Origin of the sequence: Pseudomonas sp. B16120 (assembly GCF_044218845.1) — a bacterium.
GTDB classification, from domain to species: domain Bacteria; phylum Pseudomonadota; class Gammaproteobacteria; order Pseudomonadales; family Pseudomonadaceae; genus Aquipseudomonas; species Aquipseudomonas paracarnis.
Map to the genome: position 1 here is coordinate 2,891,196 of NZ_CP162588.1, position 14,488 is coordinate 2,905,683.

The 14,488-nt window shown below is 62.0% G+C and carries 14 protein-coding genes; 10 read left to right on the forward strand and 4 right to left on the reverse strand.

Annotated features, from left to right (window positions below; translation table 11 throughout):
* Positions 1 to 7 precede the first annotated feature (7 nt).
* The 6 genes from AB4P90_RS13510 to dctM all read left to right on the forward strand — a co-directional run bounded on the left by AB4P90_RS13510 (position 8) and on the right by dctM (position 6,707).
* Complete coding sequence (locus AB4P90_RS13510; RefSeq protein WP_103452314.1) at positions 8 to 1,357, forward strand: MmgE/PrpD family protein; 1,350 nt, start codon at positions 8 to 10, stop codon at positions 1,355 to 1,357.
* 10 nt (positions 1,358 to 1,367) lie between these two features.
* The gene (locus tag AB4P90_RS13515) at positions 1,368 to 2,561 is read left to right on the forward strand and encodes a CaiB/BaiF CoA-transferase family protein (protein ID WP_073453285.1); all 1,194 of its coding nucleotides are present in this window, start codon (positions 1,368 to 1,370) and stop codon (positions 2,559 to 2,561) included.
* 14 nt (positions 2,562 to 2,575) lie between these two features.
* Complete coding sequence (locus tag AB4P90_RS13520) at positions 2,576 to 3,391, forward strand: CoA ester lyase (protein ID WP_014718348.1); 816 nt, start codon at positions 2,576 to 2,578, stop codon at positions 3,389 to 3,391.
* 218 nt (positions 3,392 to 3,609) lie between these two features.
* Positions 3,610 to 4,593: a C4-dicarboxylate TRAP substrate-binding protein DctP gene (gene dctP, locus AB4P90_RS13525; RefSeq protein ID WP_014718349.1), complete on the forward strand. Its 984-nt coding sequence runs from the start codon at positions 3,610 to 3,612 to the stop codon at positions 4,591 to 4,593.
* A 201-nt stretch (positions 4,594 to 4,794) separates the two neighbouring features.
* Positions 4,795 to 5,427 carry a TRAP transporter small permease gene (locus AB4P90_RS13530; RefSeq protein WP_122301295.1) on the forward strand — a complete coding sequence of 211 codons (633 nt, stop codon included), beginning with the start codon at positions 4,795 to 4,797 and terminating at the stop codon, positions 5,425 to 5,427.
* Complete coding sequence (gene dctM / locus AB4P90_RS13535; protein WP_395605982.1) at positions 5,427 to 6,707, forward strand: C4-dicarboxylate TRAP transporter large permease protein DctM; 1,281 nt, start codon at positions 5,427 to 5,429, stop codon at positions 6,705 to 6,707. The genes AB4P90_RS13530 and dctM overlap by 1 nt, the downstream gene beginning before the upstream one ends.
* 47 nt (positions 6,708 to 6,754) lie before the next feature.
* Here dctM and AB4P90_RS13540 read toward each other — a convergent pair whose 3' ends face one another.
* The gene (locus AB4P90_RS13540; RefSeq protein ID WP_395605983.1) at positions 6,755 to 8,389 is read right to left on the reverse strand and encodes a methyl-accepting chemotaxis protein; all 1,635 of its coding nucleotides are present in this window, start codon (positions 8,387 to 8,389) and stop codon (positions 6,755 to 6,757) included.
* Positions 8,390 to 8,615: 226 nt separating this feature from the next.
* Here AB4P90_RS13540 and AB4P90_RS13545 point away from each other — a divergent pair, with 226 nt between their 5' ends.
* Together AB4P90_RS13545 and AB4P90_RS13550 are read left to right on the forward strand one after the other, a co-directional pair.
* Complete coding sequence (locus AB4P90_RS13545; RefSeq protein WP_014718352.1) at positions 8,616 to 9,446, forward strand: undecaprenyl-diphosphate phosphatase; 831 nt, start codon at positions 8,616 to 8,618, stop codon at positions 9,444 to 9,446.
* On the forward strand, positions 9,443 to 9,826 hold the full coding sequence (locus AB4P90_RS13550; protein WP_014718353.1) for a DUF1294 domain-containing protein: 384 nt from the start codon (positions 9,443 to 9,445) through the stop codon (positions 9,824 to 9,826). The genes AB4P90_RS13545 and AB4P90_RS13550 overlap by 4 nt, the downstream gene beginning before the upstream one ends.
* Here the strand turns inward: AB4P90_RS13550 and AB4P90_RS13555 are convergent.
* Complete coding sequence (locus tag AB4P90_RS13555) at positions 9,815 to 10,171, reverse strand: MmcQ/YjbR family DNA-binding protein (protein WP_054895937.1); 357 nt, start codon at positions 10,169 to 10,171, stop codon at positions 9,815 to 9,817. The genes AB4P90_RS13550 and AB4P90_RS13555 overlap by 12 nt on opposite strands.
* Positions 10,168 to 11,076, reverse strand: coding sequence for a LysR substrate-binding domain-containing protein (locus tag AB4P90_RS13560; RefSeq protein ID WP_014718355.1), 909 nt, complete (start codon positions 11,074 to 11,076; stop codon positions 10,168 to 10,170). Before AB4P90_RS13560 ends, AB4P90_RS13555 begins: the two co-directional genes overlap by 4 nt.
* Before the next feature lie 125 nt (positions 11,077 to 11,201).
* Between AB4P90_RS13560 and AB4P90_RS13565 the strand changes: the two genes are divergently transcribed.
* Entirely contained in the window at positions 11,202 to 11,813 is a 612-nt protein-coding gene (locus AB4P90_RS13565) for an FMN-dependent NADH-azoreductase (RefSeq protein ID WP_003191051.1), read from the forward strand.
* Between the two features lie 191 nt (positions 11,814 to 12,004).
* Positions 12,005 to 13,042: a dienelactone hydrolase gene (locus AB4P90_RS13570; protein ID WP_032874017.1), complete on the forward strand. Its 1,038-nt coding sequence runs from the start codon at positions 12,005 to 12,007 to the stop codon at positions 13,040 to 13,042.
* Here the strand turns inward: AB4P90_RS13570 and AB4P90_RS13575 are convergent.
* Complete coding sequence (locus tag AB4P90_RS13575; protein ID WP_019820141.1) at positions 13,036 to 14,208, reverse strand: MFS transporter; 1,173 nt, start codon at positions 14,206 to 14,208, stop codon at positions 13,036 to 13,038. The genes AB4P90_RS13570 and AB4P90_RS13575 overlap by 7 nt on opposite strands.
* Positions 14,209 to 14,488 lie beyond the last annotated feature (280 nt).

Sequence of the window (14,488 nt, forward strand, 5' to 3'; positions counted from 1 at the left end):
CCTGAGCATGAGCCCTACCCAAGCCCTTTGCCGGTTCCTGGCCGAGCTGACGTACTCACAATTGCCCGAGCCCGTGCTGGCGCGCACCGAAGAACTGTACCTGGATTGGCTCGCATCCGCCTTGGCCAGCCAAGGCGCGCACCCGATCCCCCTGTTTGAACGCTACGCGCAGAAGATGGGCCCGAGCAGCGGCCCGGCCCAGGTGATCGTCAACGGCACCGGCACCAGCGCGTATTTTGCCGCACTGGTCAACGCCGCTTCCTCACATCTGGTAGAGCAGGATGACCTGCACAACAGCTCCGTGCTGCACCCGGCCACCGTGGTGTTTCCCGCTGCATTGGCGGCTGCCCAGGACCTCGGCAAGTCTGGCCGTGAGCTGTTGCTGGCTTCTGTAGCCGGCTATGAGGCCGGGATTCGCATCGGTGAGTTCATGGGCCGCTCCCACTACCGCATCTTCCACACCACGGCCACGGTCGGCACCCTGGCGGCGGCGGTCGCGGTGGGCAAGTTGCTCGACTTCAACGAAGAACAATTCATCAACCTGCTCGGCAGCGCCGGCACCCAGGCTGCCGGGCTGTGGGAGTTTCTGCGCGATGCCGCCGACTCCAAGCAACTGCACACGGCCAAGGCGGCGGCGGACGGCTTGCTGGCGGCTTACCTTACGGCCGATGGGCTGACCGGCGCGCGCAATATCCTTGAAGGTGAGCAAGGTTTGGCGGCCGGTATGTCCAGTGATGCCCAACCGGGCAAATTGTCTTCCGAGCTGGGCAGCCGTTGGGCGCTGGTGGAAACCTCGTTCAAATTCCACGCCTCCTGTCGCCACACCCATCCTGCTGCCGATGCGCTGCTGGACGTGATGCAGCGTGAAGGCCTGAGCGCTGCGCAGATCTCCCAGGTGCAAACCCACGTGCACCAAGGCGCCATTGACGTACTCGGCCGAGTGACGGTGCCGACCACCGTGCACCAGGCCAAATTTTCCATGGGCACGGTGCTTGGGCTGATCGCTGTGCATGGCAAAGCCGGTTTGCCTGAATTCCATGAGCTGGCGTTGACCGATCCTGCGGTCGCGGCGTTTCGCGACAAGGTCTGCATGAGCCTGGACCCCGAAGTCGACAACGCCTACCCGCAACGCTGGCTGGGCCGCGTTACCGTCACCACCACCGATGGCCGCACGCTGCACGGTGCCATTGATGAACCCAAGGGCGACCCGGGCAACACCCTGAGCCGTGCCGAGCTGGCGGACAAGTTCCAGCGCCTGGCCGACTTCAGTGGCGCCCGCACCCCGGCCCAGGCCAACCGCCTGATCGAGCAGGTGTGGAACCTGCGAACTACCGAGTCCATGGCCCATTGGCTTTGAGGGATTTGTCATGACTGAACAACGACCGCTGGACGGCATCACCGTCGTCAGCCTGGAACACGCGATTGCCGCGCCGTTCTGTACGCGCCAACTGGCCGACCTCGGTGCCCGGGTCATCAAGGTAGAGCGCCCCGGCACCGGCGATTTCGCCCGTGGCTATGACGAGCGGGTGCGTGGCCTGGCGTCACATTTCGTCTGGACCAACCGCTCCAAGGAAAGCCTGACCCTGGACCTCAAGCAGGACGAGGCGGGCGCCATTCTGGATGCGCTGCTGGCCGATGCCGATGTGCTGGTGCAGAACCTTGCCCCCGGCGCGGCGGCGCGCATGGGCTTATCGTTCGAGGCGCTGCACGTACGTTTTCCACGCCTGATCGTCTGCGATATTTCCGGCTATGGCGAAGGCGGGCCCTACGAGAAAAAGAAAGCCTACGACCTGCTGATCCAGAGCGAGGGCGGCTTCCTCTCGGTGACCGGAGGCCCAGAAGAAGAACAGATGGCCAAGGCCGGTTGCTCCATCGCGGATATCTCCGCCGGCATGTACGCCTACAGCGGCATTCTGTCGGCGCTGCTGCTACGCGGCAAAACCGGCCAGGGCAGCCGCATCGATGTAAGCATGCTCGAAAGCCTGGTGGAGTGGATGGGCTACCCGATGTATTACGCCTTCGACGGCGCGGCGCCGCCACCGCGTGCGGGTGCCGCGCATTCGACGATTTACCCCTACGGGCCGTTTCCCACCGGGGGCGGCGGCACCGTGATGCTCGGCTTGCAGAACGAGCGCGAATGGGCGGCGTTCTGCGACAAAGTGCTGCTCACCCCGGCGCTGGCCATGGACGAACGCTTCAGCGCCAATTTCAAGCGCTCGGCCAACCGCGAGGTGCTGCGCCAGATCATCGTGGAGCGCTTTGCCCAACTGGGCGTCGAGGCGGTGATCCAGCGCCTGGAAGACGCGCAAATTGCCAGCGCCCGGGTCAACGATATGCAAGGCGTGTGGGACCACCCGCAACTCAAGGCCCGCGACAGCTGGCGCGACGTCGACAGCCCGGCGGGGCCGTTGCCGTCGCTGCTGCCACCGGCCCGTAACGCCGCGTTTACCCCGCGCATGGACGGCGTGCCAGCGCTGGGGCAACACAGCCAAGGCATCCTCGATCAGCTGGGTTACTCCGTTGAGGCCATTAACAGCCTGCGCGAGCGCGGCGTTATCTAATCAGGAATCAAGTGATGCCAAAGCCTTTAGTACGTTCTGCGCTGTTTGTGCCGGGCAGCCGCCCGGAGCGGTTTGCCAAGGCCCTGGCCAGCGGCGCCGACGCAGTGATTGTGGATTTTGAAGACGCGGTGGAAGAACCGCTCAAGCGTCAGGCCCGGGATAATCTGGGGGCATTCCTGTGCGCCCATCCCGAGGCCCAAGTGTGGGTGCGCATCAACGCGCCGCAACATGCCGAACATTTTGAGGACGTGGCCTTCTGCAAGGCCCATGCAAATGTCGCCGGGGTATTGCTGCCCAAGGTCGAAAGCGCGGCCCAGGTGGCTGTGGTGGCCGCTACCGGCAAGGCTATCTGGCCGATTATCGAAAGCGCACGCGGTTTGCTGGCACTGGCGCAGATTGCCCAGGCGCCCCAGGTAGAGCGCCTGTCGTTCGGTGGCTTGGACCTGGCGCTGGACCTGAACCTGAGCAGTCACTCCCGTGCCGCCGAATTGGCCCTCGACCAGGCGCGCCTGGCGTTGATCGTGCATTCGCGCGCCGCGGGCCTGGCGGCGCCGCTGGACGGCGTGCACCCGGCCATCGACGACCCAGAAGGCCTGCACCGTTCGATCCGGCACGCCTATGAGATGGGTTTTGCCGGGGCGTTGTGCATTCATCCCAAGCAAGTGGCGGTGATCCATGCCGCGCTGGCGCCGAGCGCTGAAGAGCTGGCCTGGGCCAGGCGGGTGGTGGAGGCGGGTGCTGATGGGGCAGGGGCTTATCAGATTGATGGGCAGATGGTGGATGCGCCGGTACTGCTGCGCGCGCAACGGCTGCTGGCCGCGCAACTGTAACTGACAAAACCGGGAACGAAGTGTGGGAGCTGGCTTGCCTGCGATAGCGGCAGAACAGTCAATGTCTGTGTTGCCTGACACCCCGCTATCGCAGGCAAGCCAGCTCCCACACTGGGCGCGTTCGGCCAGGCCGAACGCAGGTATCTAAAATTCGAAATTCACGACACGCGTTACATCAGGCACCTTGCCTTAAACACAACAATAAGAAGGTGATTCCCATGCTCAAGCTTTCCCGGGCGCTGCTGTGCGCCGCCACCTTGTTTACCGCTGGCCTGGCCCAGGCGGCAGACCCGATTGTGATCAAGTTCGCCCACGTGGTCGCCGAAAACACCCCCAAAGGCCAGGGCGCGCTGCTGTTCAAAAAACTTGCTGAAGAGCGCCTGCCCGGCAAGGTCAAGGTTGAGGTGTACCCGAACTCGTCGCTGTTTGGCGATGGCAAGGAAATGGAAGCATTGCTGTTGGGTGACGTGCAAATGCTGGCGCCGTCCCTGGCCAAATTCGAGCACTACACCAAGCAAGTGCAGATCTACGACCTGCCGTTCCTGTTCAACGACCTGGCCGCCGTCGACCGTTTCCAGGCCGCTCAGGGCAAGCAACTGCTGACCTCGATGCAGGATAAGAACATCCTCGGCCTGGCCTATTGGCACAACGGCCTCAAGCAACTCTCCGCCAACAAGGCCCTGCATGAACCCAAGGACGCCCGTGGCCTGAAGTTCCGCGTGCAGGCTTCCAGTGTGCTCGAAGAACAGTTCAAGGCGATCCGCGCCAACCCGCGCAAGATGAGCTTTGCCGAGGTTTACCAGGGCCTGCAGACCGGTACCGTGAATGGCACCGAGAATACCTGGTCGAACTATGAAAGCCAGAAGGTCAATGAAGTGCAGAAGTACTTCACCGAGTCCAACCATGGCCTGATCGACTACATGGTGATCACCAACGCGAAGTTCTGGAATGGCCTGGCGCCGGATGTGCGCAGCACCCTGGAACAGATCATGGCCGAGGTCACCGTGGAGGTGAACAAGCAGGCCGAAGCGCTAAACCAGTCGGCCAAGCAGAAGATCGTCGACGCCAAGACCAGCGAAATCATCGAACTGACCCCCGAGCAACGTGCGCTGTGGCGCGAAGCCATGCGCCCGGTGTGGCAGAAGTTCGAGGGCGAGATTGGGGCTGACCTGATCAAGGCGGCGGACGCTTCCAACCAGTAAACCTCTGTGGGAGCGGGCTTGCCCGCGACTGATCGTTCCCACGCTCCGCGTGGTAATGCATCCCGTGACGCTCCGCGTCGCCTTACGCACGGCGTGATACAGGACGTGGAACGTCCGGGGCGGCATTACCACGCGGAGCGTGGGAACGATCTAGCAGGTTGACCTGGCTTTTTACCTAACTCTGCCTCGCGAGGTTTTGCCATGCAAACGCTAAGGCGCGTCTGGGAGCACCTGGAGGAAGGCTTCATTGCTTTCCTGCTGGCCGCCATGACCCTGGTGACATTCGTCTACGTCATGCTCAACAACGTCTACACCCTGTTTTTTGCCCTGGCCGACAAATGGGCCTGGAGCAGCGCCTTCTTCAATGCCCTGGGCGACGGCACCATGGCCTGGGCCCAAGAGATGACCTGGAGTGTGGCGCTGACCAAGGCCATGTTCGGCTGGTTGATTTTCTTCGGCATTTCCTACGGCGTGCGCACCGCTGGCCACCTGGGCGTGGACGCGCTGGTGCGGCTGACCCGGCGCCCGGTGCAACGCCTGCTCGGCATGCTCGCCTGCCTGTGCTGCCTGGCCTATGCCGGGCTGTTCATGGTGGCCAGCTACAAGTGGGTGAGTGCGGTGATGACCGCGCATATTGGCGCCGAAGACCTCGACCAGTTCGGCATCGATGTCGGCGACATCGTGGTGATCGTGCCCATTGGCTTTGCCTTGGTCTTGCTCCGCTACCTGGAAATTTTCTACCGCATCTTTACCCACCGCCAGGTCGGGTTGGGCCTGGCCGACGAGGCCGGCGAGGCCAGCAAGTTGGCCGGCAGCCATGAGGAGCGTCACTGATGGCCGTGCTCTGTCTGTTTCTCCTGTTGTTCGTGTTCATGTTTCTGGGCGTGCCAATTGCGATTGCCCTGGGGTTGTCCGGTGCGGTGTCGATCCTGATGTTCAGCCAGGACTCTGTGAGTTCCCTGGCGATCAAACTGTTTGAAACCAGCGACGCCTATACCTTTCTGGCGATTCCGTTTTTCCTGTTATCCGGCGCCTTCATGACCACCGGCGGCGTGGCCCAGCGGCTGATCGACTTTGCCAACGCCTGTGTCGGGCATATCCGCGGTGGCCTGGCGATTGCGGCGGTGCTGGCGTGCATGCTGTTTGCGGCGCTGTCCGGCTCATCACCGGCCACGGTGGCAGCGGTGGGCTCGATTGCCGTGGCGGGCATGGTGCGTTCCGGTTACCCCAAGGAGTTTGGGGCGGGCATCATCTGCAACGCCGGGACCTTGGGCATTCTGATTCCGCCGTCGATTGTGATGGTGGTGTATTCGGCGGCGACCGAAACCTCAGTAGGCAAATTGTTCATGGCCGGGGTGATTCCGGGCTTGCTGCTGGGCCTGATGTTGATGGTCGCGATCTACATCGTCGCCCGTATCAAGAAGCTGCCGGCGCAACCCCGGGCGACATTCCGTGAGTGGCTGAGTTGTGCACGCCGAGCGTTCTGGGGGCTGTTGCTGCTGGTGATCATCCTCGGCGGCATTTACAGCGGCATGTTCACCCCGACCGAAGCGGCGGCAGTGGCAGCCGTGTATTCAGCATTCGTCGCGCTGTTCGTCTACAAGGACATGAAGCTGCGCGACTGCCCCAAGGTGCTGCTGGAGTCGGGGCGCTTGTCGATCATGCTGATGTTCATCATCGCCAACGCCATGCTGTTTGCCCACGTGCTGACCACCGAACAGATCCCCCAGCAAATTACCGCGTGGGTAATCTCGGAAGGGCTGACGCCGATTGGCTTTTTGATCATGGTCAACGTGGTGCTGCTGATTGCCGGCAGCTTTATGGAGCCTTTGGCCATTGTGCTGATCCTGGCGCCGATCTTTTTCCCGATTGCGATGAAGCTCGGGATTGACCCGATTCATCTGGGGATTGTGATGGTGGTGAACATGGAAATCGGCCTGGTGCACCCGCCGGTGGGGCTGAACCTGTTCGTGACCTCGGCGGTGACGGGGCTGACTCTAGGGCAGACCATTCGCGCCGCGATGCCGTGGCTGATGATTCTGTTGGTGTTCCTGATCATGGTCACCTACCTGCCGTTCATTTCCCTCGCGCTGCCGCAGTGGCTGGGGATGTGAGGCCGCTAGACGGTGGGAGAGGGCAGCCCTCCCACCGCTGAGGGATGTCAAACCTTGAACTGACGCAAAAGCCCATCAAGCTGTTCACTCAAGCCACGCAACTGTGCACTCGCCACGCTCGATTGCTCCGCTGCCAGCGCGGTGGTGTGGGACAGCCCGGCCGCTTGGGTGACGTTCTGGTTGATGTCTTCCACCACGTGGGCCTGTTGCAGGGTGGCGCTGGCAATCGAGGCGTTCAGGCCGTTGAGGTTGTGCAGCGCCTGGCCGATGGCGGTGAGGCTTGCGCCCGCCTGGCCGGCTTGTTCAATGGTCAGTTGCGAGGCGCTGTGGCTGTCGCTGATGACCTTGACCGCCGCTTCGGAGTGGCCTTGCAGGCGCTCGATCATCACCTGGATCTCGGCGGTGGATTTCTGCGTGCGCTGGGCCAGCAGGCGCACCTCATCGGCGACCACCGCAAACCCGCGGCCTTGCTCGCCCGCACGGGCGGCTTCGATGGCGGCGTTGAGGGCGAGCAGGTTGGTCTGGTCGGCGATGGAGCGGATCACCTCCAGTACCCCGCCGATCTGCGTGCTCTCGCTGGAGAGCGTGCGGATCACCTCCACGGCCTGGCTGATAGTGGTGGAGAGCTGGTCGATCTGCTGCAAGCTGCCGTCGATATTGACCTGGCCCTGCTGTGCCTGGGCCTGTGCATCGCGCATTTCGCTGGCGGCGTGCTCGGCATTCTTGGCCACGTCCTGCACGCCGTAGGTGACTTCGTTGATGGCGGTGGCCACCAGTTCCATCTGCTGGGACTGCTGCTGGCTGCGGTCGTGGGCCTGGCTGGCGTTGTGGCCCAGCTCGCTGGACGACTGGCCCAGCGCGTTCGCGCACACCTGCAACTGGCCGACCACCTGGCGCAGCTTGGCGGTGAAGCTATTGAAGTGCTGGGCCAGTTGCGTCAATTCGTCACGGCCGTGGGTATCGAGGCTGTGGGTCAGGTCACTTTCGCCACTGGCAATATTGCCCATGGCATTCACCGCGGCCTGCAACGGCTGCACGATGCTGCGGGCAATCAGCACCACCAGCACGGCCATCATCAGCGCAATGCCCAGGCCAATGGCCGAGGCTTTCCACACCTGGCCCCTGAATTCGGCCTGCACATCGTCCACGTAGACCCCGGAGCCGATAATCCAGCCCCAGGGTTCGAACAGTTGGATGTACGAGGTTTTCTCTACCGGCGCTTCGGCGCCGGGCTTCGGCCAGCGGTAGTTGACGATGCCGGCGCCCTTGGCCTTGGCCAGGTTCACGAATTCGTTGAACACGGCGAAACCGTCCGGGTCGCGAATCGCCGAAAGGTTCTGGCCGTCGAGCTTGGGGTTGGCCGCGTGCATGATCATCACGGGGGTGAGGTCGTTGATCCAGAAGTAGTCATCGTGGTCATAACGCAGCCCGCGCACCGCGCTCAAGGCCTGTTGTTGCGCGGCGTCGCGGGTCAGTACGCCGGTTTTTTCCAGGCTCTGGTAATAGCTGAGTACGCCACTGGCGGTCTGCACCACGTGCTGGGTTTGCTGGCGCTTGGCCTGGTAGAGGTCGCCGTGGATCTGGTTGAGCATTAACAGCCCCAAGGCCAGCAGCATCAACACGGCGACTATCAGGATCAGCCAAAGGCGGCGGCTGATCGACATGCTGCGCAAACTGTTCATCGTCCTGTCACTCCCTGCTCTTTATAATTGTGGTGCTGCTTCGAGATTTCCGGCGTGTCTGATAGGCTTTCGGCCCGGAATCGAAAAACCTGAGTACTGCCTGATTTTTCACGGAATTTTTGCAGACCGGCGTTGAGAATCAACTGCGGGCGCTTGTGTGCGCTCGTCGTCAGTGAACTTAAAAAAGACTAAGAGGCATGCCACGCGCATGACCTTTGGAGACAGCATGGATTTTTGGACCGCCATACAGGCATTGATTCTCGGCATCGTCGAGGGGCTTACGGAGTTCTTGCCGATCTCCAGCACTGGCCACCAGATCATCGTCGCCGACCTGATCAATTTTGGCGGCGAGCGTTTCGAAGCCTTCAACATCATCATCCAGCTGGGCGCGATCCTGGCGGTAGTCTGGGAGTTTCGGCGCAAGATCTTTGACGTGGTCATCGGCCTGCCGACCCAGCCCAAGGCCCGGCGCTTTACCGTCAACCTGATCATCGCCGTGTTGCCGGCGGTGGTATTGGGGGTGATTTTTGCCGACCTGATCAAGCACTACCTGTTTAACCCGATCACTGTAGCGACTGCCCTGGTAGTGGGTGGCGTGATCATGTTGTGGGCCGAGCGCCGCCAACATGCAGTGCGGGCTGAAACCGTCGACGACATCACCTGGAAAGACGCCCTCAAGGTCGGCCTGGCCCAGTGCCTGGCGATGATCCCGGGCACTTCGCGCTCCGGTGCAACGATCATCGGCGGCCTGTTGTTCGGCCTGTCGCGCAAGACGGCCACCGAATTTTCATTCTTCCTGGCCATGCCGACCATGGTTGGGGCGGCGGTGTACTCGGGTTACAAGTACCGCGATCTGTTCCAGCCGGCGGATTTTCCAGTGTTCGCCATTGGTTTTGTCACCTCGTTCATCTTCGCGATGATTGCGGTCAAGGGCTTGCTCAAATTCATCGCCAGCCACAGCTACGCGGTGTTTGCCTGGTACCGGATTGCCTTTGGCCTGGTCATCCTGGCGACCTGGCAGTTCGGCTGGATCGACTGGACTGCGGTCAAGCCATGACTATCCAGCACCCACGCCTGAAGGCGCTGATCTTTGTACTGCTGTGTGCCGCGCCGCTGCTGGGCTCGGCCTTGCTATGGTATCGCGGCGAAACGGCGATTCCGTTGATGGCCTACGGCGTGGTCAGTGTGGTGGCGTTCTTTCTTTATTGGAGCGACAAGCGCAAGGCGCAGACCGAAGGCTGGCGCACCCCGGAAAACATCCTGCATGCGGTGGAGCTGGCGGGCGGTTGGCCGGGGGCGTTGATTGCCCAGCAGGTGTTCCGGCACAAGACGCGCAAGGTGTCTTACCAGGTGCTGTTCTGGGTGATTGTGCTGTTGCACCAGGTGTTCTGGCTGGACCAGCTGTTTCTTGGCGGCACCTTGCTGTCAATCCTCTAGCCGCAAGCCAATCTGTGTGCGCTTGGGCAGCTTGCTCACCACCAACTGGTGGGAGCGCTGCAACAAGCCACGCAGTTCCTCTGCGCCCAAAGGGTAGGGCGTGTTCATGATGACCCACTGCGCCCTCGCCAGGTAAGGCGCCGGGTGAATGCCCGGGCGGTCGACGTGACCCAGGAACAGTTCTTTGTCGACCTTGAAGGCCAGCGACTCACCGCGCAGGTTCTGCAAGGCGAACATCTTGTTGCCAGCAACCGAGAACACCCGCACGCCGCCCCATTTATAGTCTTCCCGTGCGCCTGGCAGGCTCAGGCAAAAACGTGCGACTTGTTCTTCCGTCATGCTCATAACAGCCGATCTCCACAGCCTTTGAAGCCTTCTTCCAGGTAGTCGATCCAGGCCCGGATGGCCGGCAGCACGCCGCGCCGGTGCGGGTAGACCGCTTGCAGCCAGCCGCCTGGTAATGACCATTGCGGCAGCAGTTGCACCAGGCGGCCGCTGGCCAGTTCTTCTTCGCAGTACATCATTGGCAGCACCGTAAAACCCACGCCCATCATTGCGCTGGCCTTGCGCACGATAAAGTCTTCGATGCCCAGGCGCGCCTCCATCACTAGCTCGTGCATGTTGCCCTGGGGGTCGATGATGCGTTGGTGCACCATTCGGTCCGCCTCGAGTGCGCCAAGGATTGGCAACTGCTTGAGGTCTTCCAGGGTTTCGACCCGCCGCTCACGCATGAAAACGGGGCTGGCCACCAGCACGGTATGCGCCTGGCGCAGGCGTTTGGTGACCAGTAACGGGTCTTCGTCGCCCAGTTCGCGTACGCGCAGCGCTACATCAATGCCTTCGGCTACCAGGTCGACGCGGCGATTCACCAGGGTCATGTCCAACTGCACCAACGGGTGCGCGGCCAGAAAACCGGCTACCAGCTCTGGCAGAATCTGCTGGGCCAGCCCCACCGGGCAACTGACCCGCAAGCGCCCCCGTGGCTCGCTGGACATGCTGGCCACGGCCTCGTCGGCCATTTCCGCCTCCAACAGCATGGCTTGGCAGTGGCGCAAGTAGCGCTCGCCCACGGCGGTGAGCGTCAGTTGTCGGGTGGTGCGTTGCAGCAGGCGTGCACCCAGGCGGTCTTCCAGCTCGGCAATGCGCCGTGAAAGCCTGGATTTGGGAATGCCGAGTAGCCGGCCAGCCGCAGCAAAACCGCCGGCTTCGACGACTTTGGCGAAATAGTAGAGGTCGTTGAGGTCTTGCATGGTGGGCCTATTGTCCTGTCAGTGGGACAAACTATCGCATTTCAGGCGGCTTATCGACCATTGGTTTCATGCGTAGCATCACCACCATCTGATCGCCACTGTCGATCCCACCTCGGAGATCCATCATGAAACTCTTGCACATCGATTCCAGCATCCTCGGCGACAACTCGGCCTCCCGTCAGCTCAGCGCCGGTGTGGTCAAGGCATGGCAAGCCGCCCAGCCGGGCGTGGAAGTGACTTACCGTGACCTCGCCAGCGAAGGCATCAACCATTTCTCCGGCGCTACCCTGGGCGCCTTGGGCACTGCCGCTGAACTGCGTGATGCGGCGCAAAAGCACGAGGCTGAACTGAGTGCATCGTCCCTGGCTGAGTTCCTCGCCGCCGATGCCGTGGTCGTCGGTGCGCCGATGTACAACTTCACCATCCCCACCCAGTTGAAAGCCTGGATCGACCGCATCGCGGTGGCCGGCCAGACCTTCCGCTACACCGAAGCCGGCCCTGAAGGCCTGTGCGGCAACAAGAAAGTCATTATTGTTTCCACCGCCGGTGGCCTGCATGCCGACCAGGCCTCGGGCGCTGCTCACGAAGGCTACTTGAAGCTGCTGTTCGGTTTCCTCGGCATCACCGACATCGAGATCGTGCGCGCTGAAGGCCTGGCCTACGGTGACGAAGTGCGCAGCAAAGCCATGAGCGACGCCAACGTGCGCATCAACGAGCAACTGTTCGCCGCTGCGTAAGGCTTATGTAAATGTGCCCTGTCCTCGGTTTCATTCTGAAACCGAGCGCCTAAACTCTGTATTCTGATCGCCTGAACGCGAGCGGAGTACGGAGTTTTTTCGTTGTGGCCCAGGTTATGCAGACATCCATTCGATACCCTGGACTTTTTATTCGACAGGCCGGTTCTTATGCAGCAAAGGTGGACATCCCCATGATGCGTCTTTGTGCTGTTTTGGTTCTTTCGCTGTTGGGCGGCGTGGTTTCAGTGCACGCCGCACCGGCACCGCACCCCCATTGGAGTGTGGGGTTTCATCGCATGAGTTTTCTCGACCCGCTGGATGCGCAGCCGATGAAAGCCATCGCCTTCTATCCCTCTACCGATGCCGAGCGCACTACCGCGCTGGGCGCCTACCATGTGGCGGCCAGCGAAGATGCCAAGGTGGCGATCGGGCGTTTTCCGATGTTGATGTTGTCCCACGGCAATACCGGCACGCCGCTGGCCCTGCATGACCTGGCCACCGCCTTGGCGCGCAAGGGGTTTGTGGTGGTGGCGGTTCTGCATCCTGGCGACAACTATAAGGACCACAGCCGCCTGGGCACCGTGAGTAATCTGTATGGCCGGCCGATCCAGATCTCTCAGGCGATCACCGCCGCCTTGGCCGAGCCGATGCTGTCGCCCTTTGTGGATATTGATCAGATCGGCGTCATCGGTTATTCAGCCGGTGGCGAAACGGCATTGATCCTGGCGGGCGCCAAGCCGGATTTCGAACGCCTGCGCCGCTACTGCCAAGAGCGCCCCGAAGACCGCGACGCGTGCACCACCAAGGGCGAGTTGGTGGTCGATCGCGACGACTTGCAACCCCAGGCTGACCCGCGTATCCATGCTTTGATGCTGATGGCGCCGCTGAGCTTGATGTTCGGCCGCCACACTCTGGCGGATGTGCATGTGCCGGTGCTGCTCTACAGTGGCGATGGCGACCAGTTGGTGGCAGTGGACAAAAACGCCGCCGCCCTGGCGCGCAAACTGCCAGAGCCGCCGGACTTCAAGCTGTTGGCCGGGGCAGGGCACTTTGTATTCATGGCCCCGTGCGACAGTGATCAGCTGGCGACAATGCCAGGCATCTGCACCGATGCCGATGGTGTCGACCGTGAAGGGATTCACCGCGATATGGTCTCCGAGGCCGGGCGCTTTTTCAGTCGCACCCTCGGTGAGGCAACGCGTGCCGGCCTGCAGACGGCTGATCAGTAGGCGCGGCGCCTGAGCAGTACGGTCAGGCCGAGCGCGCTGACCGACAGCAACGCGGCGCAGAAGAATATCCAGCCGTAGCCAAGATTCAACGCCACGGCGCCCATCAACGGCCCGGCGATCGCCAGGGCCAGGTCGAAAAACACCGCATACGCACTCAGCCCCGCGCCGCGGCTGCTGTCCGGCACTTGCTTGATAGCTTCCACGCCGAGCGCCGGGTAAACCAGCGATAAACCAAAACCGGTCAACCCGGCGCCGATCAAGGCCACGCCGGTAGACGGTGCCAGCCACAACAGCGTCAGGCCCAGGGTTTCAATGAGCATGCAGGCGATGGCGGCGGTGAACCCGCCAAACCGGCTGATGGCTGAGATAAACACCAGGCGCGAGAGAATAAAGCACACACCAAATACCGTCAGGCAATACGCCGCACCGGCCCAGCCACGATTCAGGTAATACAGGGTGATAAAGGTCGTCAGCGTGCCGTAGCCAATCGAGGCCAGGCACAGGCTGGCGCCGAACGGCGCGATACGTCCAAACACAGCCCAGAACGGCAGCCGTTCGCCGCGTACCACCGGCACCGAGGGTTTATTGCGGATCAGCACCAGGCCCAACGCCGCCAGCACCGCCAGGGCAAGGCCGAGGCTGGCGTAGCCATAATCAGCCACCATCACCACGCCAAGTGGCGCACCAATGGCAATGGCGCCATAGGAGGCGATGCCATTCCAGGAAATCGAGCGTGCGGTGTGTTCGGCGCCCACTGCGCCCATGCACCAACTGATGGTCCCCACGCCAATCAGGCCCTGGGCCACCCCGAGCAACAGGCGACCGGCGATCAGAATACCCAGGCTCAAGCTCGGCAGGCTGTCCAGCAGCGTGGCGATAAAGGTCAGCACACCGCTGATCAGAATACCGGCCAGGCCCAGCACGATCGCGCGTTTGGTGCCGACGTTATCCGACATTCGCCCGGCCATCGGGCGGCTGAGCAGCGTGGCGAGGTACTGCGAACCGATGGTCACCCCGGCCACCACGGCGCTGAAGCCCAGTTGCTCGTGCACATAGCCTGGAATCACCGCTATCGGCAGGCCGATGCAGATAAAGGCTATGAAGGTGTAGAACACGATGGAAACGATCTGCAGGGTGATCGACAGGGAGGAGGGGGCGGCAGGCATGAATACTCAATCGCTGGCGGGCGGTGAAGCATCATGGCATATCCTGCACGACAGTAGGAGCGAGGGGACGCCTACAGAGGCCCCTGGGGGAGCGCGCTTGCCCGCGAAGGTGGTGTGTCAGTCACTGAATCTGTAGCTGAACTACCGCTATCGCAGGCAAGCCAGCTCCCACACGGGTTATGTATTGCCTATAAAATCAGCGCCTGGCACCGATTCCCTGTGGGAGCGGGCTTGCCCGCGAAGGCTGCCTGTCAGTCACTGCATCTTTAACTGAACCACC

Excerpts from the sequence above, each read along its gene's own strand:
- AB4P90_RS13575 (WP_019820141.1), bottom strand. The coding sequence starts at position 14,208 with ATGCCTGCCGCCCCCTCCTCCCTGTCGATCACCCTGCAGATCGTTTCC.
- AB4P90_RS13540 (WP_395605983.1), bottom strand. The coding sequence starts at position 8,389 with ATGAACAGTTTGCGCAGCATGTCGATCAGCCGCCGCCTTTGGCTGATC.
- AB4P90_RS13570 (WP_032874017.1), top strand. The coding sequence starts at position 12,005 with ATGATGCGTCTTTGTGCTGTTTTGGTTCTTTCGCTGTTGGGCGGCGTG.
- AB4P90_RS13555 (WP_054895937.1), bottom strand. The coding sequence starts at position 10,171 with ATGAGCATGACGGAAGAACAAGTCGCACGTTTTTGCCTGAGCCTGCCA.
- dctM (WP_395605982.1), top strand. The coding sequence starts at position 5,427 with ATGGCCGTGCTCTGTCTGTTTCTCCTGTTGTTCGTGTTCATGTTTCTG.
- dctP (WP_014718349.1), top strand. The coding sequence starts at position 3,610 with ATGCTCAAGCTTTCCCGGGCGCTGCTGTGCGCCGCCACCTTGTTTACC.
- AB4P90_RS13560 (WP_014718355.1), bottom strand. The coding sequence starts at position 11,076 with ATGCAAGACCTCAACGACCTCTACTATTTCGCCAAAGTCGTCGAAGCC.
- AB4P90_RS13545 (WP_014718352.1), top strand. The coding sequence starts at position 8,616 with ATGGATTTTTGGACCGCCATACAGGCATTGATTCTCGGCATCGTCGAG.
- AB4P90_RS13510 (WP_103452314.1), top strand. The coding sequence starts at position 8 with ATGAGCCCTACCCAAGCCCTTTGCCGGTTCCTGGCCGAGCTGACGTAC.
- AB4P90_RS13515 (WP_073453285.1), top strand. The coding sequence starts at position 1,368 with ATGACTGAACAACGACCGCTGGACGGCATCACCGTCGTCAGCCTGGAA.
- AB4P90_RS13530 (WP_122301295.1), top strand. The coding sequence starts at position 4,795 with ATGCAAACGCTAAGGCGCGTCTGGGAGCACCTGGAGGAAGGCTTCATT.
- AB4P90_RS13520 (WP_014718348.1), top strand. The coding sequence starts at position 2,576 with ATGCCAAAGCCTTTAGTACGTTCTGCGCTGTTTGTGCCGGGCAGCCGC.
- AB4P90_RS13550 (WP_014718353.1), top strand. The coding sequence starts at position 9,443 with ATGACTATCCAGCACCCACGCCTGAAGGCGCTGATCTTTGTACTGCTG.
- AB4P90_RS13565 (WP_003191051.1), top strand. The coding sequence starts at position 11,202 with ATGAAACTCTTGCACATCGATTCCAGCATCCTCGGCGACAACTCGGCC.